Origin of the sequence: Streptomyces sp. NPDC005728 (assembly GCF_040630895.1) — a bacterium.
In the GTDB taxonomy this organism is placed as follows: domain Bacteria; phylum Actinomycetota; class Actinomycetes; order Streptomycetales; family Streptomycetaceae; genus Streptomyces.
Window position 1 is genome coordinate 15,234 of sequence record NZ_JBEXYL010000046.1, and the last position, 17,341, is coordinate 32,574.

The following is a 17,341-nucleotide window of genomic DNA, read 5'->3' on the forward strand; positions in this document are numbered from 1 at the left end:
CTCAGGCGGAGCTGCCGAGCGGCCGGGAGGCCGGGCGCGGGGTGGTGCCGGACAGCCTGTCCGGCGGTTCCTCCCCGGCCGTGGGCGACGGCTCGGCCGCGGGAAGGTCGACCGTGAACTCGGTCCGGCCGGGGGCGCTGTCCACGCGGATGCGGCCGCCGTGGGCCGCGGTGATCCCCGCGGCGACTGCCAGCCCGAGGCCCGAGCCGCCCTGCGTGCCGGGGGCGCGGGAGCGTGAGGTGTCGGCACGGGTGAAGCGTTCGAAGACAGCCGGCAGGAGGTCGGGCGGTATGCCGGGGCCGTCGTCCCGGACGCGGATCAGGTGGCGGGCGGGACCGGACTCGACGGTGGCGGTGACGGTCGTGCCGGGCGGGGTGTGCACGCGCGCGTTGGCCAGCAGGTTGGCCACCACCTGGTGCAGCCCGGCCGCGTCCCCGGTGACCGCCGCGGGGGTGTCGGGGCGGAGTTCGAGCCGCCACCGGTGATCGGCACCGGATGCCCGGGCGTCCCACACGGCCTCGGCGACCAGGGTGGCCAGGTCCACCTCGGCGGTCTGCAGCGGGCGCCCCTCGTCGAGGCGGGCGAGCAGCAGCAGGTCCTCCACCAGCTCCGTCATGCGCGCCGACTCGGCGGCGACCCGGCGCCAGGCGAGGTCGGGGGCGACGCGGTTCATCAGCTCCGCGTACCCGGCGATGGAGGCGAGCGGGGTGCGCAGTTCGTGGCTGGCGTCGGCGACGAAGCGGCGCATGCGTTCCTCGCCGCGCCGGCGTTCGGCGAGTGAGGTCTCGACGTGGTCGATCATCCGGTTGAGGGCGGCGCCGGCCTGCCCGGCCTCGTTGCCGGGGTCGGTGTCGCGTTCGGGCACCCGGGGCAGTGCGGTGACCCGGCCGTGGCCGAGCGGCACCCGGGAGACCTCGACGGCGGTGGCGGCGACCCGGCCGAGTGGGCGCAGCTGCCTGCGGATGACGACCGCGCAGACGCCTGCGGCGGCCGCGAGTCCGGTGGCGCCGACGACCGCCTCGATCTCGGCCAGCCTGCCGAGGGTGGCCCGGACGCCGTCCATGGGCAGGCCGGTGAGGACGCGGATGCCGCTCGCGTCGAGGGCGGTGAACCGGTAGGTGCCGAGTCCGGGCACCGTGCGGGTGTGCAGCGAGCCGTCGGCCCGGATACCGGTGAAGGCGGCGCGCTGCACTGTGGTGAGGGGGCGCGGGGCCGCGTCCCGGGTGACGACCGCGGCGGAGACCAGGTGCCCGTGGGCGTCCAGCCGGGCGGCGAGCAGCCCCTCGGGGTGGCCGCCCTCGGCGAGGAAGGCGAGGCCGGCGGGGAGACCGGGGTGCAGCGCGGCGCCGCCCACGCTGCGCTCGGCGGCGTCGTTCACCCGGTCGTCCAGGGTGCCCAGGAGATAGGCGCGCTGGGCGAGGACGGTGGCGAGAGCGAGCGCGGCGCACACGCACACGAGGGTGGCGGTGACGAGGACCAGCAAGCGTGTGCGCAGCGAGCGGCTCCACGGTCGGCGGTTCATCCGCCGTACTCCGCAGGGGAACGAGGGGTGCCAGACATGTAGCGATTCTGTCCCGGTCCGCTGGGGGAACCCTGTGTTCCACCTGAGCCGGGACGATGACCCGGTCACGGTACGGCGAAGGGCCGCATCCCCGGCACCGGGGATGCGGCCCTGGACGGCCGGCCGTGCCGCAGTCGCTTACTTGCGGATCAGGTTGCGCAGCACGTACTGCATGATGCCGCCGTTGCGGTAGTAGTCGGCCTCACCGGGGGTGTCGATGCGGACGACCGCGTCGAACTCGACACCGGTGTCGGTGGTGACCTTGACCGTGCGCGGCGTGGTGCCGTTGTTCAGCTCCTCGACGCCGGTGAAGGAGAAGGTCTCCTCGCCGGTCAGACCGAGGGACTCGGCGGACTGGCCCTCCGGGAACTGGAGCGGCAGGACGCCCATGCCGATGAGGTTCGAGCGGTGGATGCGCTCGTACGACTCGGCGATGACGGCCTTGACGCCGAGGAGCGCGGTGCCCTTGGCGGCCCAGTCGCGGGACGAGCCGGAGCCGTACTCCTTGCCGGCCAGGATGGCCAGCGGGGTGCCCTGCTCGATGTAGTTGCGGGAGGCGTCGTAGATGAACGACACCGGGCCGTCGGCCTGCGTGAAGTCGCGGGTGTAACCGCCTTCCGTACCCGGCGCGATCTGGTTGCGCAGGCGGATGTTGGCGAACGTGCCGCGGATCATGACCTCGTGGTTGCCTCGGCGGGAGCCGTAGGAGTTGAAGTCACGACGCTCCACACCGTGCTCGGTGAGGTACTTGCCGGCCGGGGTGTCGGCCTTGATGGCGCCGGCGGGCGAGATGTGGTCGGTGGTGACCGAGTCGCCCAGCTTGGCGAGCACGCGGGCGCCGGTGATGTCGGAGACCGGGGTGGTCTCCATCGTCATGCCCTCGAAGTACGGGGGCTTGCGGACGTACGTCGACTCCGCGTCCCACTCGAAGGTGTTGCCGGTCGGGATCGGCAGCGCCTGCCACTGCGCGTCGCCCGCGAAGACGTCCTGGTAGGACTTGTTGAACATGTCCTCGCCGATGGCGTTCGCCACGACGTCGTTGACCTCGGCCTCGGAGGGCCAGATGTCCTTCAGGTAGACCGCGTTGCCGTCCTGGTCGGTGCCCAGGGCGTCGCGCGTGATGTCCACCTTCATGGAGCCCGCGAGGGCGTACGCGACGACCAGCGGCGGGGAGGCCAGGTAGTTCATCTTGACATCGGGGTTGATCCGGCCCTCGAAGTTCCGGTTGCCGGAGAGGACCGAGGTGACCGCGAGGTCGTGGTCGTTGACGGCCTTGGAGACCTCCTCCGGCAGCGGGCCGGAGTTGCCGATGCAGGTGGTGCAGCCGTAGCCGACGAGGTTGAAGCCGACCTTGTCGAGGTACGGGGTGAGGCCCGCCTTGTCGAAGTAGTCGGTGACGACCTTCGAGCCCGGGGCGAGGGTGGTCTTGACCCACGGCTTGCGGGTCAGGCCCTTCTCGACCGCCTTCTTGGCCACCAGGGCGGCGGCGACCATGACGTACGGGTTCGAGGTGTTGGTGCAGGAGGTGATGGCCGCGACGGTGACCGCGCCGTGGTCGATCTCGTACGTCGCGCCGTCGGGGGCGGTCACGGTGACCGGGTTGGACGGGACGCCGTTGATGGACGCCGGGGCGTCGGACGCCGGGAAGGACTCCTTGCCGGACTCGTCGGCGGTGTCGACGTAGTTGCGGACGTCGAGCGCGAACTGCTCGGCGGCGTTCGCGAGGACGATACGGTCCTGCGGGCGCTTCGGGCCGGCGATCGACGGGACGACGGTGGAGAGGTCCAGCTCGAGCTTCTCGGAGAAGTCCGGCTCGGCCTTCGGGTCCAGCCAGAGGCCCTGCTCCTTGGCGTACGCCTCGACGAGCGCGACCTGCTGCTCGGAGCGGCCGGTGAGCTTGAGGTAGTTCAGGGTCTCGCCGTCGATCGGGAAGATCGCGGCGGTGGAGCCGAACTCCGGCGACATGTTGCCGATGGTGGCGCGGTTGGCGAGGCTCGTGGCCGCCACACCCTCGCCGTAGAACTCGACGAACTTGCCGACGACACCGTGCTTGCGGAGCATCTCGGTGATGGTGAGCACGAGGTCGGTGGCGGTGGTGCCGGGCTTCAGCTCACCGGTCAGCTTGAAGCCGACGACGCGCGGGATGAGCATGGAGACCGGCTGGCCGAGCATGGCGGCCTCGGCCTCGATGCCGCCGACGCCCCAGCCCAGCACACCGAGGCCGTTGACCATGGTGGTGTGCGAGTCGGTGCCGACGAGGGTGTCGGGGTAGGCCTGCCCGCCTCGCACCATGATGGTCCGCGCGAGGTGCTCGATGTTGACCTGGTGGACGATGCCGGTGCCCGGCGGGACGACCTTGAACTCGTCGAAGGCGGTCTGGCCCCAGCGCAGGAACTGGTAGCGCTCCTTGTTGCGGCCGTACTCCAGCTCGACGTTCTGCGCGAACGCGTCGTTCGTACCGAACTTGTCGGCGATGACGGAGTGGTCGATGACCAGCTCGGCCGGGGCGAGCGGGTTGATCTTCGCCGGGTCGCCGCCCAGCTCCTTCACGGCCTCACGCATGGTCGCGAGGTCCACGACGCAGGGGACGCCGGTGAAGTCCTGCATGATCACGCGGGCCGGCGTGAACTGGATCTCCTGCGAGGGCTGGGCCTGGGAGTCCCAGTTGCCGAGGGCGCGGATGTGGTCGGCGGTGATGTTCGCGCCGTCCTCCGTGCGGAGCAGGTTCTCCAGCAGGACCTTCAGGCTGTACGGCAGCCGGGCCGAGCCCTCGACCTTGTCCAGCCGGAAGATCTCGTACGACTCGTCGCCCACCTGCAGCGTGCTGCGGGCGTCGAAGCTGTTCGCCGACACGACAGTCTCCTTCATTGATGTGCGCGTACTCACCACGATCCTGCCGCCCCGGCATCTTGGCCGATCCGCTAAGGTAAGGCTAAGTTAGGTAAGCCTTACCACTAGACCGGCGATGGCGTGCGACTGCGGTGCGCCTCGGCAGATATCTCGATGTCGAGATAACTCTAGTACATGGGGGCTGGCTGGTCATGCCCGGGCGGACCCCGTCCCGCCGTTTTTCGGTGGCGTCGGCCACAGACCCTCGTCGGCACCCCCGGCGTCACACGAGGATCTCTAGTCCTTCCGTGTGAATATCGGCGAAACCCGGAAAGTCGCCGACTATCGGATAAATCCCCCACATCATCCCGCATCCCCCGCATCTCCGCTGGTCACTGACGCCGCGTCACCCGAATGGACCCCCCAACAGGCGCCATCTCATATGTGAGATAACCTCAGCCTCATGGCAGACGACTACCTCGTACGCATCGGCAAGCTCATCCGTGACGCCCGGCAACACCGTGGCTGGACACAGGCGCAGCTCGCGGAGGCGCTCGGCACCAGCCAGAGCGCGGTCAATCGCATCGAGCGCGGGAACCAGAACATCAGCCTTGAGATGATCGCCCGGATCGGTGAGGCCCTGGACAGCGAGATCGTGTCGCTGGGCTATGCGGGTCCGATGCACCTGCGTGTGGTCGGCGGCCGTCGGCTCTCCGGCGCCATCGACGTGAAGACCAGCAAGAACGCCTGCGTCGCCCTGCTGTGCGCCTCGCTGCTGAACAAGGGGCGCACGGTGCTGCGCCGGGTGGCCCGCATCGAGGAGGTGTACCGCCTTCTGGAGGTACTCAACTCCATCGGCGTGCGCACCCGCTGGATCAATGACGGGGTCGACCTGGAACTGGTGCCGCCCGCCGAGCTGGAGATGGCGGCGATCGACGCGGAGGCGGCCGTCCGCACCCGCTCGATCATCATGTTCCTCGGTCCCCTGCTGCACCGCATGGACCACTTCAAGCTGCCGTACGCCGGCGGCTGCGACCTCGGCACGCGGACCATCGAGCCGCACATGATCGCGCTGCGCCGGTTCGGTCTGGACATCGCGGCCACCGAGGGCCAGTACCACGCGCAGGTCGACCGCACGGTCCGCCCCGACCGTCCGATCGTGCTGACCGAGCGCGGCGACACCGTGACCGAGAACGCGCTGCTGGCCGCCGGCCGGCACGACGGCGTGACGGTCATCCGCAACGCCTCCTCCAACTACATGGTCCAGGACCTGTGCTTCTTCCTGGAGGCGCTCGGCGTCAAGGTCGAGGGCATCGGCACCACGACGCTGACCGTGCACGGCGTGCCGAACATCGACGTCGACGTCGACTACTCCCCCTCCGAGGACCCGGTCGAGGCGATGAGCCTGCTGGCCGCCGCGGTCGTCACGGAGTCGGAACTGACCGTCCGCCGCGTCCCCATCGAGTTCCTGGAGATCGAGCTGGCGGTCCTGGAGGAGATGGGCCTCGACCACGACCGCAGCCGCGAGTACTTCGCGGACAACGGCCGTACGCGGCTGGTGGACCTCACGGTCCGGCCCTCCAAGCTGGAGGCCCCGATCGACAAGATCCACCCCATGCCCTTCCCGGGCCTGAACATCGACAACGTCCCCTTCTTCGCCGCCATCGCGGCGGTCGCGCAGGGCCAGACGCTGATCCACGACTGGGTCTACGACAACCGCGCGATCTACCTGACGGACCTCAACCGCCTCGGCGGCCGCCTGCAGTTGCTGGACCCGCACCGCGTCCTGGTCGAGGGCCCGACCCGCTGGCGCGCCGCCGAGATGATGTGCCCGCCGGCCCTGCGCCCCGCCGTGGTCGTCCTGCTGGCGATGATGGCTGCGGAGGGCACGTCGGTCCTGCGCAACGTGTACGTCATCAACCGGGGGTACGAGGACCTCGCGGAGCGGCTCAACTCGATCGGGGCGCAGATCGAGATCTTCCGGGACATCTGAGCCTACGTGCGCCGCTCCTGGCATCGTCGTACGGACGCCAGGAGCCGCCGTCGACACGAAGCCCCTGCCCCGGAGCGATCCGGACCCGGCGGGGGCTTCGCTGATTCCGGAGTCACCCCACGAGACGGCTCCGCAGCCGCAGCAGCGTGGACGCGTCGAGGCCGAGGCCGTCGGTGAGAAAGCTCCCGAAGCTCCCGTAGTCCGTCACTGCCTCGTCCCGGAAGGCGGCGAGATAGTCGCTGCGCACCTCCTGGAGCGGTATCAGCAGGTCGGGGTTCTGCATGTAGCCGGCTGCCTTGAGCTGGTCCCTGAGCGCCTGGTCGGAGGCGGCCCGCAGCTGGTCCGACAGCAGGAAATCCTGCTCGGACGCCGACGCGGGGACGCCCACGGCTCGAAGGATCGTGTCGGCGAGGACTCCGGTACGGTCCTTGCCCGCCGAGCAGTGGAACAGCACCGGCTTGGTGGAGTTCGCCACGGTGCGGATCGCGGCACCGAGGGCGGCCCTGTTCGCCGGGTTGGTGACGAAGCCCCGGTACAGGGAAAGCATCCGCTGCACCGCCTTGCCGTCCCCGAGCTGGGCCTGCTGGTAAGCGGGATCCTTGCTCCGCACCACCTGGCCGAGGAAGGCGTAGAGGCTGGTGTCGTCGATCGGGTCAGGAACCGGAACGACCCCGGCGGGGAGCCGGTCGGTTCCGTCGGCCTGGATCTCCGGCGACGTCCGCAGGTCGATGACGCTGCCGAGCCCCAGGTTCTGCAGCGCGGTGACACCCTCTGGGGGGATCTTGGACAGACTCTCGGATCGGTACAACACCTCCCACCGGGTGGTCCTGCCGTCGTAGGTGCGGTAGCCGCCGATGTCACGGGCGTTGACAGTCCCAGGAACCGCGACGACGCGGCTGGCCGCGTGAGTTGGCAGAGAGCTGTACGCCGGTCGTGTGTGTGCCGCTGGTGCGGCGTGCGCGACGGCGGGAGCGAGCGGGCCGGCGAGGGTCAGCGTGAGGGCGATCGTGCCGGCAGCGCGTGCTCTGGATCGCATGCATGTGCCCCTTCCTGGAAGCAGGGGCGGGAAGCTAGCGCGTGGATCTTGAGAGCGGAAGACGGATGTCCACGGGCCGGGTACCGGGCCTCGGCCCCCAGGTCGTGATCTTCGCCCGGGCGGGTCAGCCGGAGTGGCGGAAGCGGTTGCGGTACTCCGTCGGGGTCGTGTTGAGCTTGCGGCGGAACGCTCGGATGAGGGTGTCGATCGTCTGGAAACCGCAGACGGACGCGACGCGTTCGAGCGTGTCGTCCGTGGATTCGAGCCGGTTGCGTGCCGCTTCGACGCGCGCCGACTCGAGGTAGGCGGCCGGGGTCGTGCCGAGTTCCGTCTTGAAGATCCGGGTCAACTGGCGTTCGCTCACATGGGCATGGGCGGCGAGGTCGGCGACGGTGAGGCGGTCGGCGAGGTGCCGCGTGACATGGTGCCGGAGATCGTCCATGCGCCGGGTGGTCGAGACGGGTTCGATCGGGACGCTGAACTGGCTCTGTCCGCTGGGCCGCTTCAGGTACATCACGAGCTGCCGGGCGACGCGCAGCGCGAGGGCCTCGCCGAAGTCCTCGGCGACGAGGGCGAGGGACAGATCGAGGCAGGCGGTGATGCCCGCGCCGGTCCAGACCCGGCCGTCGCGGATGAAGATGGGGTCGGCGTCGACCTCGACCGAGGGGTGGTCGGCGGCGAGTTGCTGCGCGGTCGACCAGTGGGTGGTGGCGCGTCTGCCGTCGAGCAGCCCGGCGGCCGCGAGGAGGTGCGCTCCCACGCACACCGAGGTGATGCGCCGGCTCCGGCCGGCGAGGGTCTTCACCCAGTGGACGACACCGGGGTCGGTGAGGGCGTGCACGCGGCGCTGGTCGTCGACGTCGACCGCGCCGGGCACCATCAGGGTGTCGATGCTTCGAGCGGCGGCCTCCTCGAAGGTGAGGTCGGGGAGGACGCGCACTCCGGCCGAGGTGGTGACGGGGTCCATGGTCTCGGCGGCCAGGGCCACCTGGTAGCCGGTGGCGTCGCCGGTTTCGCGCTGGAGCAGGGCGAACACCTCGGGCGGGCCGGTGACGTCGAGGAGGTCGACGCCGTCGAAGAGGAGAACGACGACGAACCGGCTGATGGCGGCCGTGGGCATGGGTGCTCCGTCCCGAGAGGGTGTCCGTATCTGCAAGTTACGTGACATTGCCGCCACGCAGCGGGGGTTCGTAGCGTGGGACGCGTCACCGCTCGGTGACGTCTTCCACTCACGTAGCACGAGGTACAGCCATGCCTACGACCACTCTGCGGGACCTCAACGGCTTCGACCAGACGCCGGCGTCGCTGGCGTCCGCGACGCTGATCCTGATCGACTACCAGAACACCTACACCCAGGGCGTGATGGAGCTGGACGGGTGGCAGGAGGCGCTCGACGCGGGCGCCGCGCTGCTGGCCCGGGCGCGGGAGACCGGCGCCAAGGTCATCCACGTCATCAACGACGGCGGCGAGGGCACCCCGTACGACATCCGCGCCGAGATCGGCCGGATCCACCCGCGGGTCGCCCCTGCCGAGGGCGAGCCCGTCGTCGTCAAGCAGGTGCCCAACGCCTTCCTCGACACCGATCTGGCCGAGCACGTGGACGCCGCCGGGAACAAGGACGTCGTGATCGCCGGCTTCATGACGCACATGTGCGTGGCCTTCACCGCCCAGGGCGCGTTCCTGCGCGGCAACCGGCCGACCGTCGTCGCCGACGCCTGCGCGACGCGGCCTCTGCAGACGGCGGTTGCCGAGGTGTCGGCCGAGCAGGTGCACCACGGCGCGCTGGCGACGATCGAGGACCTGTACGGCGTCGTCGTCCCGTCCACCGCGTCGCTGAGCTGACGCCGACGGCAGGTCGCCGCGGGGGTGCGTCGCGCCCTCCCCGCACGATGTCCCCGCGGCGGCTTGGCGCTGAATATTCCATTTATGGAGATAGTCCGAATCTCTTCCGGTTGTGAAGAAGATCCGGGGATTGCACACACTGAGGCCACAAGTGCTGTGTCTTCCGATAGTTCCCACCTCAACCGCCGCCTGGCTACGGTCATTCACCGATGGGCGCACAGGTCTCCACCCACCTGACGGAAAGACAGAACGTGGCCACTCGAAGAACATTCCTCGGCACCGCTACGGCGGTCGGTGCCACCACGCTCCTGAGTGCGGCTCCGGCCGTCGCGCAGGATCCCGCCCCGGCCGGCGCGGACGCGGCGGGTCAGCAGGCGGCACGCGATGCGATCCGCGCGGTCAACAGCGACATGCGGCGCAACTACGCCTCGCTCAAGGCCGAGCTGACCAAGCACCTCGACCCGGTGATCATCGTCCAGAACGACTCACAGGGCGGCAAGTACTTCCTGGTCCACAACGGGCAGACGATCTCGGAGCACCCGGTCGCCGAGACCTTCGAACTGGCGAAGTCGATCGCCCACATCCCTCTCGGCATCTTCTCCGTCGTCGCGTCGTACCTGAACCGGCGGGTCCCGCCGGAGCACGTCAAGGAAGGCGACATCCACCCGCACGACCTGGAGATGGTCGCGTTCAACGGGCCCGAGACCGACGGCTGGGTCCAGCCGCTCCAGGACTTCGGCCGTACTCTCGGCACGGCCCGGCGGCAGCTCAAGGACGCACACCTGCCGGCGAAGCTGGAGGCGTCCTGCGCCCACATCCTCGACGGCGCCCTGGCGTTCATCGCCGACTCCACCCGCATCCGTTCCTTCGACATGAAGTCGTTCGAGGCCTTCTCGGGCAGCGTCTACGGCGACATCCGCACCAACATGAAGTTCGCGGCGGAGGCGCAGATCGCCGGTGTCAAGGACGTCATGACCCGCTGGAAGGCGAAGGTCGGCGACAAGAACTGGCAGGAGCTGTACGTCGTCGTCCTGTCGATCTGGACGACGTCCGTCCTGAACCAGAACAGCATCATCATCAAGCAGTACCTGGACCCGGCGCAGGCCGACTCGCACCTGCTGGACATCGTCACCGCCGAACTGCCGGCCGACCCGGTCCTCACGGCGCTGGACAACCTGGCGCGGATCGTCCAGGACAACATCGCCGCGGAAATGGTGTTCCCCGTGGACCAGGAGATCGCGGACGCGCTCAAGGGCAAGCAGGACCTGCTCTCCGAGGAGATCCTGGACCAGCTCGGCGAGAGCGTCGCCGCGCAACTGGTCTGCCCGGTCAAGCACTCGTAGGACAACGGCTCCCCCACGAGACCCGGCGTGGACCGCGCCGCCTCCTCGGGGGAGCCGTCGTACGCCCACTACGCGCGCCCTCTACGCGGGGAGATCATGCTCTTTTCAGACACGCCTCGGGCCGTCCGGGCGTGGAATTTCGTCGGTCTCATCCTTCTCACGGTCAACTTGCGCGCGGCGATCACGGGGGTTTCGCCGGTACTCGACGACGTGCAGGCCGCGTTCGGCCTCAGCGGCGTCGAGGTCGGCGTGCTGACCACGCTCCCCGTGCTGTGCCTGGGGGTCTTCGCCTCGCTCGCGCCGCCGCTGGCCCGGCGCATCGGCACGGAGGCGGCCGTCGCCGTCTCGCTCGGTCTGACCACGGCCGGCATCCTGCTGCGGGTCGTACCGTCCACGACGGCGCTGTTCGCCGGAACCACCCTGGCCGGGGCGGGCATCGCCCTGGGCAATGTACTGGTGCCTGCGGTCGTCAAGCGCGACTTCGCCGAACGGGTGGGAACCCTCACCGGGCTGGCGATGATGCTGATGGCCGTCAGCGGGGCCGTCGCCGCCGGCACGGCCGTCCCGCTCGACGACGCCGCCGGCTGGCGTGTGGCCCTCGCGGTGTGGGCCGTACCGTCCCTGATCGGCATGGCGGTGTGGGGTCCGCCTGCGCTGCGCGGCCGGCGCGCCCGGGTGCCGGCCATGCAACCTGCGTTCACCGGCGGATCGTTGCTGCGCTCCCCGCCGGCCTGGGCCGTCGCGGTGTTCCTCGGCGTGGTGTCGCTGATGTTCTACGTCCTGGTGGCATGGCTGCCCGGGATCATGCGGGACCGGGGGTACTCCGCGGCCGAGGCCGGCGGGATGGTGTCGGTCATGCTGACGATCGGCATCCCGCTGGGCTTCCTCGTCCCCGTGGCAGCCGCCCGGCTGCGTCATCAGGGACCGCTGGTCATCGGTGTGTGCGCCGCGAAGGTGGTCGGACTCGGCGGGATCCTCCTCGCCCCCGACGCCGGCTGGGTGTGGATCTCGGTGCTCGGGCTCGCCACCGGCAGCGCGTTTCCGCTGGCCATCACCCTGCTGAGCCTGCGTTCGCCGAATCCGTCGGTCGCCGCGCGGCTGTCGGGGATGGCGCAGACCGGCGGCTATCTGGTGGCCGGGGCCGGCCCGCTGGCGGTCGGCGTGCTGCACGGCGCCACCGGCGGATGGGGGGTTCCGCTGCTGCTCCTGCTCGCCCTGGTGGTCCCCGAGACCGTCGCCGGCCTGCTGGCCGCCCGCCCCCGCCATGTCACCCGCGGCGACCTTGCCTCCGCCGCGCCTCGGGCACCGCGTCCGGCGGTGCTGAGCGACAGCTCCGGCGGCTGATCACGCCCCACGAGGCCCCCGCCCCGGAGCGATCCGGAACCGGCGGGGGTCTCCCGTGCCCCTCGTAGTTCCCGCCGCACGCGCTGCTGCGCGGCCGACGAGAAGGGTGGACGGCGATAAAGGTGGACGGCGAGTAGGGTTCACGAGCGCTTTCGGCCCGTCCTAGCCGACGGTGACACGGATGCGGTCGCGGGCCGGCCAGGGGATCCAGACGGCAGCCAGGGTGACGGCGAGGGCCGAGGCGGCGACCGTGGCCATGCCGAGGGTCAGACCGCCGGCGCCCGCGACGAAGCCGATCAGGGCGGGGCCGGCCAGCAGTCCCGTCGTCCCCATCGCGGCGACCAGGGCCAGCGCGTCCGAGCCGCGTTCGGCGGCGGCCACGTACACGCACGGGGTCACGGCGGCCGCTCCCAGACCGACACAGGCGAAACCGAGCAGGGTGGGCACCACCCCGCCGGCCGACAGGGCGAGGGCCAGGCCGACGCCGGCCACGGCGCTGCCGGTGCGCACCACATGCCCGTCGCCCCAGCGGCTGCGCCAGCGGTCCGCGCGCACCCGGGCCAGCAGCATCATGGCCGAGACGACCGCGATGCCCATCGGGGCCAGCGTCGGGGAGGCCTTGACGACGTCCTTCATGTAGAGCGTCGACCAGTCGTTCATGGCGCCCTCGGTGACGGTGCCGAACGCCATGGCGCAGCCCATCAGCAGGGTCGTCCCGGCCGGCAGGGTCAGCCGTGCCCGCTTCTTCGGCGTGTCCGGATCCGCGGGTCCGGGTTCCGTGTGCGGCAGGAGACCCCGGCGCGCGTGGGCCGGCAGGAGCAGCAACAGCGCGGCGGCCACCGCGAAGTGGGCCGGTACGGACGGGGTGACGGTGGTGACGCCGGAGGCCAGCAGGGCGGCGGCGAGCAGGCCCGCGCTGAACGTCGCGTGCAGCTGGGACATGGCGGTGCGGCCGTACACGGTCTCCAGGGCGGCCCCCTGGGCGTTCATCGCGACGTTCAGGCAGCCGACGGCGACGCCGTCACCGCAGACGACCAGCAGGGCGAGCGGGTAGTTCGGCACCACCGACAGGGCCGCCAGCAGCGCCACGAGGCACAGGGCGGAGGCGAGGGACAGGCGCCGGGAGCCGAGCCTGCGCATCAGGACGGCGACGAGCGGGAAGGAGGCCGCCGCGCCCACGCCGCAGGCCATCAGCAGCAGACCCAGTTCGCCGGCGCCCAGGTCGAGCCTGGACTTCAGCGCGGGCAGGCGGGCGGCCCAGGTGGCGTACTGGAAGCCGAGGAAGCAGAACAGCGCCGCGATCGCCCACTTGGCACGGCGGAAACCGGCGAGGTCGGGTGTCGTCACCGTCAGCTCGCCTCCTGGTGCGCGGCCACCTGAGCCGACATGTACACCGCGTCGCTGCCGTAACCGGACGGCAGCCGGGCCTCGCGGTGGGCCCGGTAGCCGTTGGCCCGCCAGAACGTCTCCCTGCCGCCGACCGCGATCAGCGACATCGTCCGGAAACCGCGTGTACCGGCCGCGTCCGTCAGATGGCGCACCAGCCTGCTGCCCAGCCCTCGGCGCCGCAGGGGGGCGCTGATGACGAGGTCGTGCAGATGCAGGTTGGCCGAGTGGTGGGCGACCCGCTCCGGGCGGGTCAGGTCCGGGTAGCGGAACATCGGGTAGGGCAGGGCCAGGACGTAGCCGGCGATCCGGCCGTCCAGGTCCAGGACGAAGCAGGTGCCCGCCGAGGCCCGGGACCGCAGCGCGGTCTCGCCCTCCGTCAGGGAGGTGTCCGCGTACGCCCCGGCCTCCAGGGCCGCGACCTGGGGCCAGTCGGCCTCCGTGATGGCCCGTATGGGGTCTTTCATGTCAGTGGTGTCCTTCCGGTCCGCGTGTGCACACACACGGCAGCGGGCGGATGCCGTTGAAGCCCTGGGTCGTGTAGCTGGTGGCGTAGGCGCCGGCGGACAGGATCCAGACCGGGTCGCCGGAGGCGAGGGCACGGGGGACGCGCGCCGGGTGCCGGCCGCCGCCGTAGGCGTCGTCGCTGTCGCAGGTCGGGCCCGCGACGACCGCGGACACGTACTCCCCGTCGTCCGCGTCCGCCTGTGCCGGGAAGACCAGCCGGTGACGCACCTGGTCCATCTCGTACAGGCCGTTGAACTTGCCCACGCTCAGGTACAGCCAGCGGGCGTGCGTACCGTCCGGCTGGGCCCGTTCGGTCAGCCGGTACACGTGGGCGCGGACGGCGCCGTGGTCGGCGACCAGGTGACGGCCCGGTTCCATGACGAAGCCGAGCGGGGCGGAGGTGAGGCCGCTCAGGTGCTCCATGCCCTCGCGGATCACGGTGAGGATCTTGTCCAGGGGCGGGTCGAGGGGGCTGCCGAGCCGGTCGAGGTAGCCGAGCGCGGGCAGGCCGCCGCCGAGGTTGACGTGGTCCGGTACGACCCCCAGCCCGTCCAGCGTCACGAGCACCTCGGCGAGGGAGTCGAGGGCCTGCTGCCAGGCCTCGCCGGTCAGCTGCTGGGAGCCGACGTGCACGGACAGGCCGGCCGGGACCAGGCCGGACGCGGCGGCCGTGGTCAGGACCCGGACGGCGTCCTCGGCCGAGCAGCCGAACTTGCGGTTCAGGCCCCACAGGGCGCCGTCCCCGCTGGTGGCGAGGCGGCAGAACACCCGGGCGCCGGGGGCGTGTTCGGCGATCGCCGTCACGTCCTGCACGCTGTCGGTGGCGAAGGTGCGGACGCCGAGCCGGTGGGCCTCGGCGATGTCCGCGTCGGACTTGACGGTGTTGCCGTAGTGGATCCTGTCCACGGGCACGCCGGTGCGCAGAGCCCGGACGATCTCGGCGGGGCTCGCCGCGTCGAAGCCGGCGCCCCGGTCCGCGAGGCACTGCAGCACCTCGTCCACGGGGCAGGCCTTCAACGCGAAGCGGACCCGGGCGCCGGGCAACTCGGCCACCAGCCGGTCGTACTGGGACTCGATGCCGTCCAGGTCGTAGACGATGCGGTCCGCCGGGGCGGCGGCCAGTGCGGTCGCCAGCCGCGTGCTGATCTCCACGGTCATCGGCCCCCGGGTCCGGGTGCGGTGTGCCGGGCGGCCTCGACCAGGGCGGGCCAGGCCTCGGTCAGCAGGGCGAAGTCCTCGATGTCCTGGCGGGCCTCTGCCAACAACTGCTCGCGGTGGGCGCCCAGTTGCTCGGCGAACCGTTCGTAGCGGCCGCCCAGTTTGCGGTAGGCGGTGTCGACGCGGTCCAGCCGCCACACGTTCTCGGCGGGGTCAAGACCGGTGCTCTCGCGCAGGAACGCGACGATCCTGTCCGCCCGTACGTGCTGCCGGTCGTCCAGGAGCCCGGCGCCCTCGGCGGCCGTCCGGCCGTAGACGTGGTGGAAGTACAGCATCGACAGCAGGAACTTCACGAAGCGGGTCTGGTAGGCCAGGAAGCCCGCGTCGGTGCGGCGTTCGGGGGTGTAGAAGTTCTCGATGTGCCGGTTGTGCAGGATGCCGGGGAGCGTGGCGTCGTGGACCAGGTGGAGGAGGAAGTAGTCGCTGCCGATGGTGTCGGTCGCCGGGGGCAGCGGGATCCGCTCGTACACGTCGCGGTGGAAGGCGATGTTGCACATGTCCACCCGCATCGGGTCGACCAGGGCCAGGGTGGAGTGGTCGCCGGCGAAGGGGGTCGTGCCCGCTCCGGTGAAGGACTCCTCGACCAGTGCTCGCCGCTGCTCCGGTGACGCGTCGGCGGGCGCCCACAGGCCGACGACGTCGTGGTAGACGCCCTCGTCCAGGTGGCGTATCCCGCCGATGTCGACGGAGAGTTCCCCGATGAAGGAGGCGCCGGCCATCGACACCGGGCGCTGCGTGTGGGCCGGGTCGAGGTCCGTGCGCGTGACGGCGGCCGACGCCTCGGCGGCCGGACGGCCGAGCCAGGGCAGTTCGTGGTGGACGGGGAAGACCGGCTCGCCGTCCAGGAGTTGGTAGGTGCTGTCGGAGTCCCTGCGGTGCACCGAATGGCAGCCGAGGGCGGCGGCCAGCAGGAAGGCGCGGTCGGTGCAGGAGCCGTAGGAGACGCCGGACGGGAGAAGGAGCGCAAGCAACCGGTCCGGCTCTGCGGGGCCGGCCCGTCGGATCACCCGGCGCAGGAAGTCGCGCTGCGGGTCCTCGCCGAGGTGGTGCACGGTGACCTGCCCGGCCGGGGGCAGTGCGGTCACGACTCGGGCGTGTGCGGCGCGGGTGCGGTCGTCGGAGGAGTCGAGGATCAGGAGCTGGACGTCGGCGCCGAAGCGGCGGGCGGCGTAGGCCGCTTCCTCGTGGATCGCGGTGATCGTGGCGGGGCAGGCCCGGTTGGTGGGCAGGCACAGGCAGATCCGGTTCACTGTGCCCCTTCCGCGGCGGCCCAGGAGTCGAGGCCCAGCAGCTTGCGGCCCAGGTCGTTCAGTTCGGCGGGGCCGTACCGGAGGGCTTCCGGCCTGCCAGCGTCGCCGAGCAGGGTGCCGTTCCAGTCGGGGGTGGCGAGGGTGCGCCAGGACTCGGTGCGGGAGGTGCGCAGGTCCGTGTGCTCCTCCAGGGCGGGCATCATCGACAGGTACTGGACGGCCCGGACAGCGTTGTCGGAGAGGTTCGGCGCCACGCCGTGCGCCAGCAGCCCGTTGAAGATCAGCAGGTCGCCGGCCTGGAGTTCGGGCCGGACCACGGGGAACTCGGCGCGGTCGGTCCCGGGCCGGATGGGGTCGCGGCCGGCCGGCTGGGCGATGCGCCACTCCTCGAAGCGGCGGAACAGCTCCGGGGCGCACTGGAAGCCGCCCAGTTCGGGCCGGGTGTCGTTGAGGGCGATGATGCCCTGGACCCGCTGCGGCAGCACGGCGAGGGTGGTGTCGACGTCCCAGTGCAACTCGATGTCGAAGCCCTCGTCGGTGGGTTCGATCCGGGAGCGGGAACGGGTGCGGATGTTGGGCGGGTTGAGGTTGAGCCGGTCCAGGGTGACCCACAGCTCCTCGCAGTCCCACACGTCCACGAACGCGTCGTAGACGCGCTGCGACTGGCGGCTGTCCCAGATGAGCTGGTGCTGGTAGGCCTCGACGAAGCCGTAGATGAACAGGTGCTGGTCGAGTTCGGAGCGGAACTCCGGCTCCTCGTACCAGGTTTCGGGGCGGTCGGGGTCGAGTCCCTGGAAGTCCCAGGCGAAGGCGAGCAGGCTCTTCGCCTCGCCGGGGGTGATGGCCTCCCGGACGACGACGTAGCCGTAGGTCTGCCAGAAGGCGAAGTCCTCCTCGGACAGCACCCGCAGGGGCCGGGACTTCTCGAGGTCGCGCAGGGGGGCAGGGGCGAGGTACGTCTCGCCGTCCGCGCTGAAGTAGGGGCGGCCGGACGCCGCTCGGTGGAGGTAGGGGGAGGGCTTGTGCATGTCG

The 17,341-nt window shown here is 70.9% G+C and carries 13 protein-coding genes; 4 read left to right on the forward strand and 9 right to left on the reverse strand.

What is annotated here, in order from left to right:
- Position 1: 1 nt before the first annotated feature.
- Entirely contained in the window at positions 2-1,522 is a 1,521-nt protein-coding gene (locus ABZ471_RS27455; RefSeq protein WP_359069903.1) for a HAMP domain-containing sensor histidine kinase, read from the reverse strand.
- Positions 1,523-1,699: 177 nt separating this feature from the next.
- Positions 1,700-4,414 carry an aconitate hydratase AcnA gene (gene acnA, locus ABZ471_RS27460; protein ID WP_359069905.1) on the reverse strand — a complete coding sequence of 905 codons (2,715 nt, stop codon included), beginning with the start codon at positions 4,412-4,414 and terminating at the stop codon, positions 1,700-1,702.
- A gap of 439 nt (positions 4,415-4,853) precedes the next feature.
- On the opposite strand from acnA, the gene ABZ471_RS27465 reads away from it, so the two are divergent.
- Positions 4,854-6,383 carry a UDP-N-acetylglucosamine 1-carboxyvinyltransferase gene (locus ABZ471_RS27465; protein ID WP_359069908.1) on the forward strand — a complete coding sequence of 510 codons (1,530 nt, stop codon included), beginning with the start codon at positions 4,854-4,856 and terminating at the stop codon, positions 6,381-6,383.
- A gap of 112 nt (positions 6,384-6,495) precedes the next feature.
- Here the strand turns inward: ABZ471_RS27465 and ABZ471_RS27470 are convergent, their stop codons facing one another.
- Positions 6,496-7,419, reverse strand: coding sequence for a tyrosine-protein phosphatase (locus ABZ471_RS27470; protein ID WP_359069909.1), 924 nt, complete (start codon positions 7,417-7,419; stop codon positions 6,496-6,498).
- Positions 7,420-7,543: 124 nt separating this feature from the next.
- On the reverse strand, positions 7,544-8,539 hold the full coding sequence (locus ABZ471_RS27475) for a DJ-1/PfpI family protein (RefSeq protein WP_359069911.1): 996 nt from the start codon (positions 8,537-8,539) through the stop codon (positions 7,544-7,546).
- A 131-nt stretch (positions 8,540-8,670) separates the two neighbouring features.
- On the opposite strand from ABZ471_RS27475, the gene ABZ471_RS27480 reads away from it, so the two are divergent.
- From ABZ471_RS27480 to ABZ471_RS27490, 3 genes are all read left to right on the forward strand, one after another.
- Positions 8,671-9,261 (forward strand): isochorismatase family protein, encoded by a 591-nt coding sequence (locus ABZ471_RS27480; protein WP_359069913.1) that lies wholly within the window; start codon positions 8,671-8,673, stop codon positions 9,259-9,261.
- Positions 9,262-9,470: 209 nt separating this feature from the next.
- On the forward strand, positions 9,471-10,604 hold the full coding sequence (locus tag ABZ471_RS27485) for a hypothetical protein (protein ID WP_359069914.1): 1,134 nt from the start codon (positions 9,471-9,473) through the stop codon (positions 10,602-10,604).
- A gap of 96 nt (positions 10,605-10,700) precedes the next feature.
- Positions 10,701-11,948, forward strand: a complete 1,248-nt coding sequence (locus ABZ471_RS27490) for an MFS transporter (protein ID WP_359069916.1) — start codon at positions 10,701-10,703, stop codon at positions 11,946-11,948.
- 162 nt (positions 11,949-12,110) lie between these two features.
- Here ABZ471_RS27490 and ABZ471_RS27495 read toward each other — a convergent pair whose 3' ends face one another.
- The 5 genes from ABZ471_RS27495 to ABZ471_RS27515 are packed head-to-tail and all read right to left on the reverse strand — an operon-like array spanning position 12,111 to position 17,337.
- Positions 12,111-13,301, reverse strand: coding sequence for an MFS transporter (locus tag ABZ471_RS27495; RefSeq protein WP_359069981.1), 1,191 nt, complete (start codon positions 13,299-13,301; stop codon positions 12,111-12,113).
- A complete protein-coding gene (locus ABZ471_RS27500; RefSeq protein WP_359069918.1) occupies positions 13,298-13,801 on the reverse strand; it encodes a GNAT family N-acetyltransferase in 504 nt (167 codons plus the stop codon). Before ABZ471_RS27500 ends, ABZ471_RS27495 begins: the two co-directional genes overlap by 4 nt.
- 1 nt (position 13,802) lies before the next feature.
- Positions 13,803-14,999, reverse strand: coding sequence for a type III PLP-dependent enzyme (locus ABZ471_RS27505; protein WP_359069919.1), 1,197 nt, complete (start codon positions 14,997-14,999; stop codon positions 13,803-13,805).
- Complete coding sequence (locus tag ABZ471_RS27510; RefSeq protein WP_359069921.1) at positions 14,996-16,309, reverse strand: DUF6271 family protein; 1,314 nt, start codon at positions 16,307-16,309, stop codon at positions 14,996-14,998. The genes ABZ471_RS27505 and ABZ471_RS27510 overlap by 4 nt, the downstream gene beginning before the upstream one ends.
- Positions 16,306-17,337 carry a phytanoyl-CoA dioxygenase family protein gene (locus ABZ471_RS27515; protein WP_359069923.1) on the reverse strand — a complete coding sequence of 344 codons (1,032 nt, stop codon included), beginning with the start codon at positions 17,335-17,337 and terminating at the stop codon, positions 16,306-16,308. The genes ABZ471_RS27510 and ABZ471_RS27515 overlap by 4 nt, the downstream gene beginning before the upstream one ends.
- Positions 17,338-17,341: the final 4 nt, after the last annotated feature.

Bases quoted from the DNA above. Each gene is read 5' to 3' on its own strand.
- ABZ471_RS27455 (WP_359069903.1), bottom strand. From the start codon at position 1,522: ATGAACCGCCGACCGTGGAGCCGCTCGCTGCGCACACGCTTGCTGGTC.
- ABZ471_RS27465 (WP_359069908.1), top strand. From the start codon at position 4,854: ATGGCAGACGACTACCTCGTACGCATCGGCAAGCTCATCCGTGACGCC.
- ABZ471_RS27470 (WP_359069909.1), bottom strand. From the start codon at position 7,419: ATGCGATCCAGAGCACGCGCTGCCGGCACGATCGCCCTCACGCTGACC.
- ABZ471_RS27475 (WP_359069911.1), bottom strand. From the start codon at position 8,539: ATGCCCACGGCCGCCATCAGCCGGTTCGTCGTCGTTCTCCTCTTCGAC.
- ABZ471_RS27480 (WP_359069913.1), top strand. From the start codon at position 8,671: ATGCCTACGACCACTCTGCGGGACCTCAACGGCTTCGACCAGACGCCG.
- ABZ471_RS27485 (WP_359069914.1), top strand. From the start codon at position 9,471: ATGGGCGCACAGGTCTCCACCCACCTGACGGAAAGACAGAACGTGGCC.
- ABZ471_RS27490 (WP_359069916.1), top strand. From the start codon at position 10,701: ATGCTCTTTTCAGACACGCCTCGGGCCGTCCGGGCGTGGAATTTCGTC.
- ABZ471_RS27500 (WP_359069918.1), bottom strand. From the start codon at position 13,801: ATGAAAGACCCCATACGGGCCATCACGGAGGCCGACTGGCCCCAGGTC.
- ABZ471_RS27505 (WP_359069919.1), bottom strand. From the start codon at position 14,999: ATGACCGTGGAGATCAGCACGCGGCTGGCGACCGCACTGGCCGCCGCC.
- ABZ471_RS27515 (WP_359069923.1), bottom strand. From the start codon at position 17,337: ATGCACAAGCCCTCCCCCTACCTCCACCGAGCGGCGTCCGGCCGCCCC.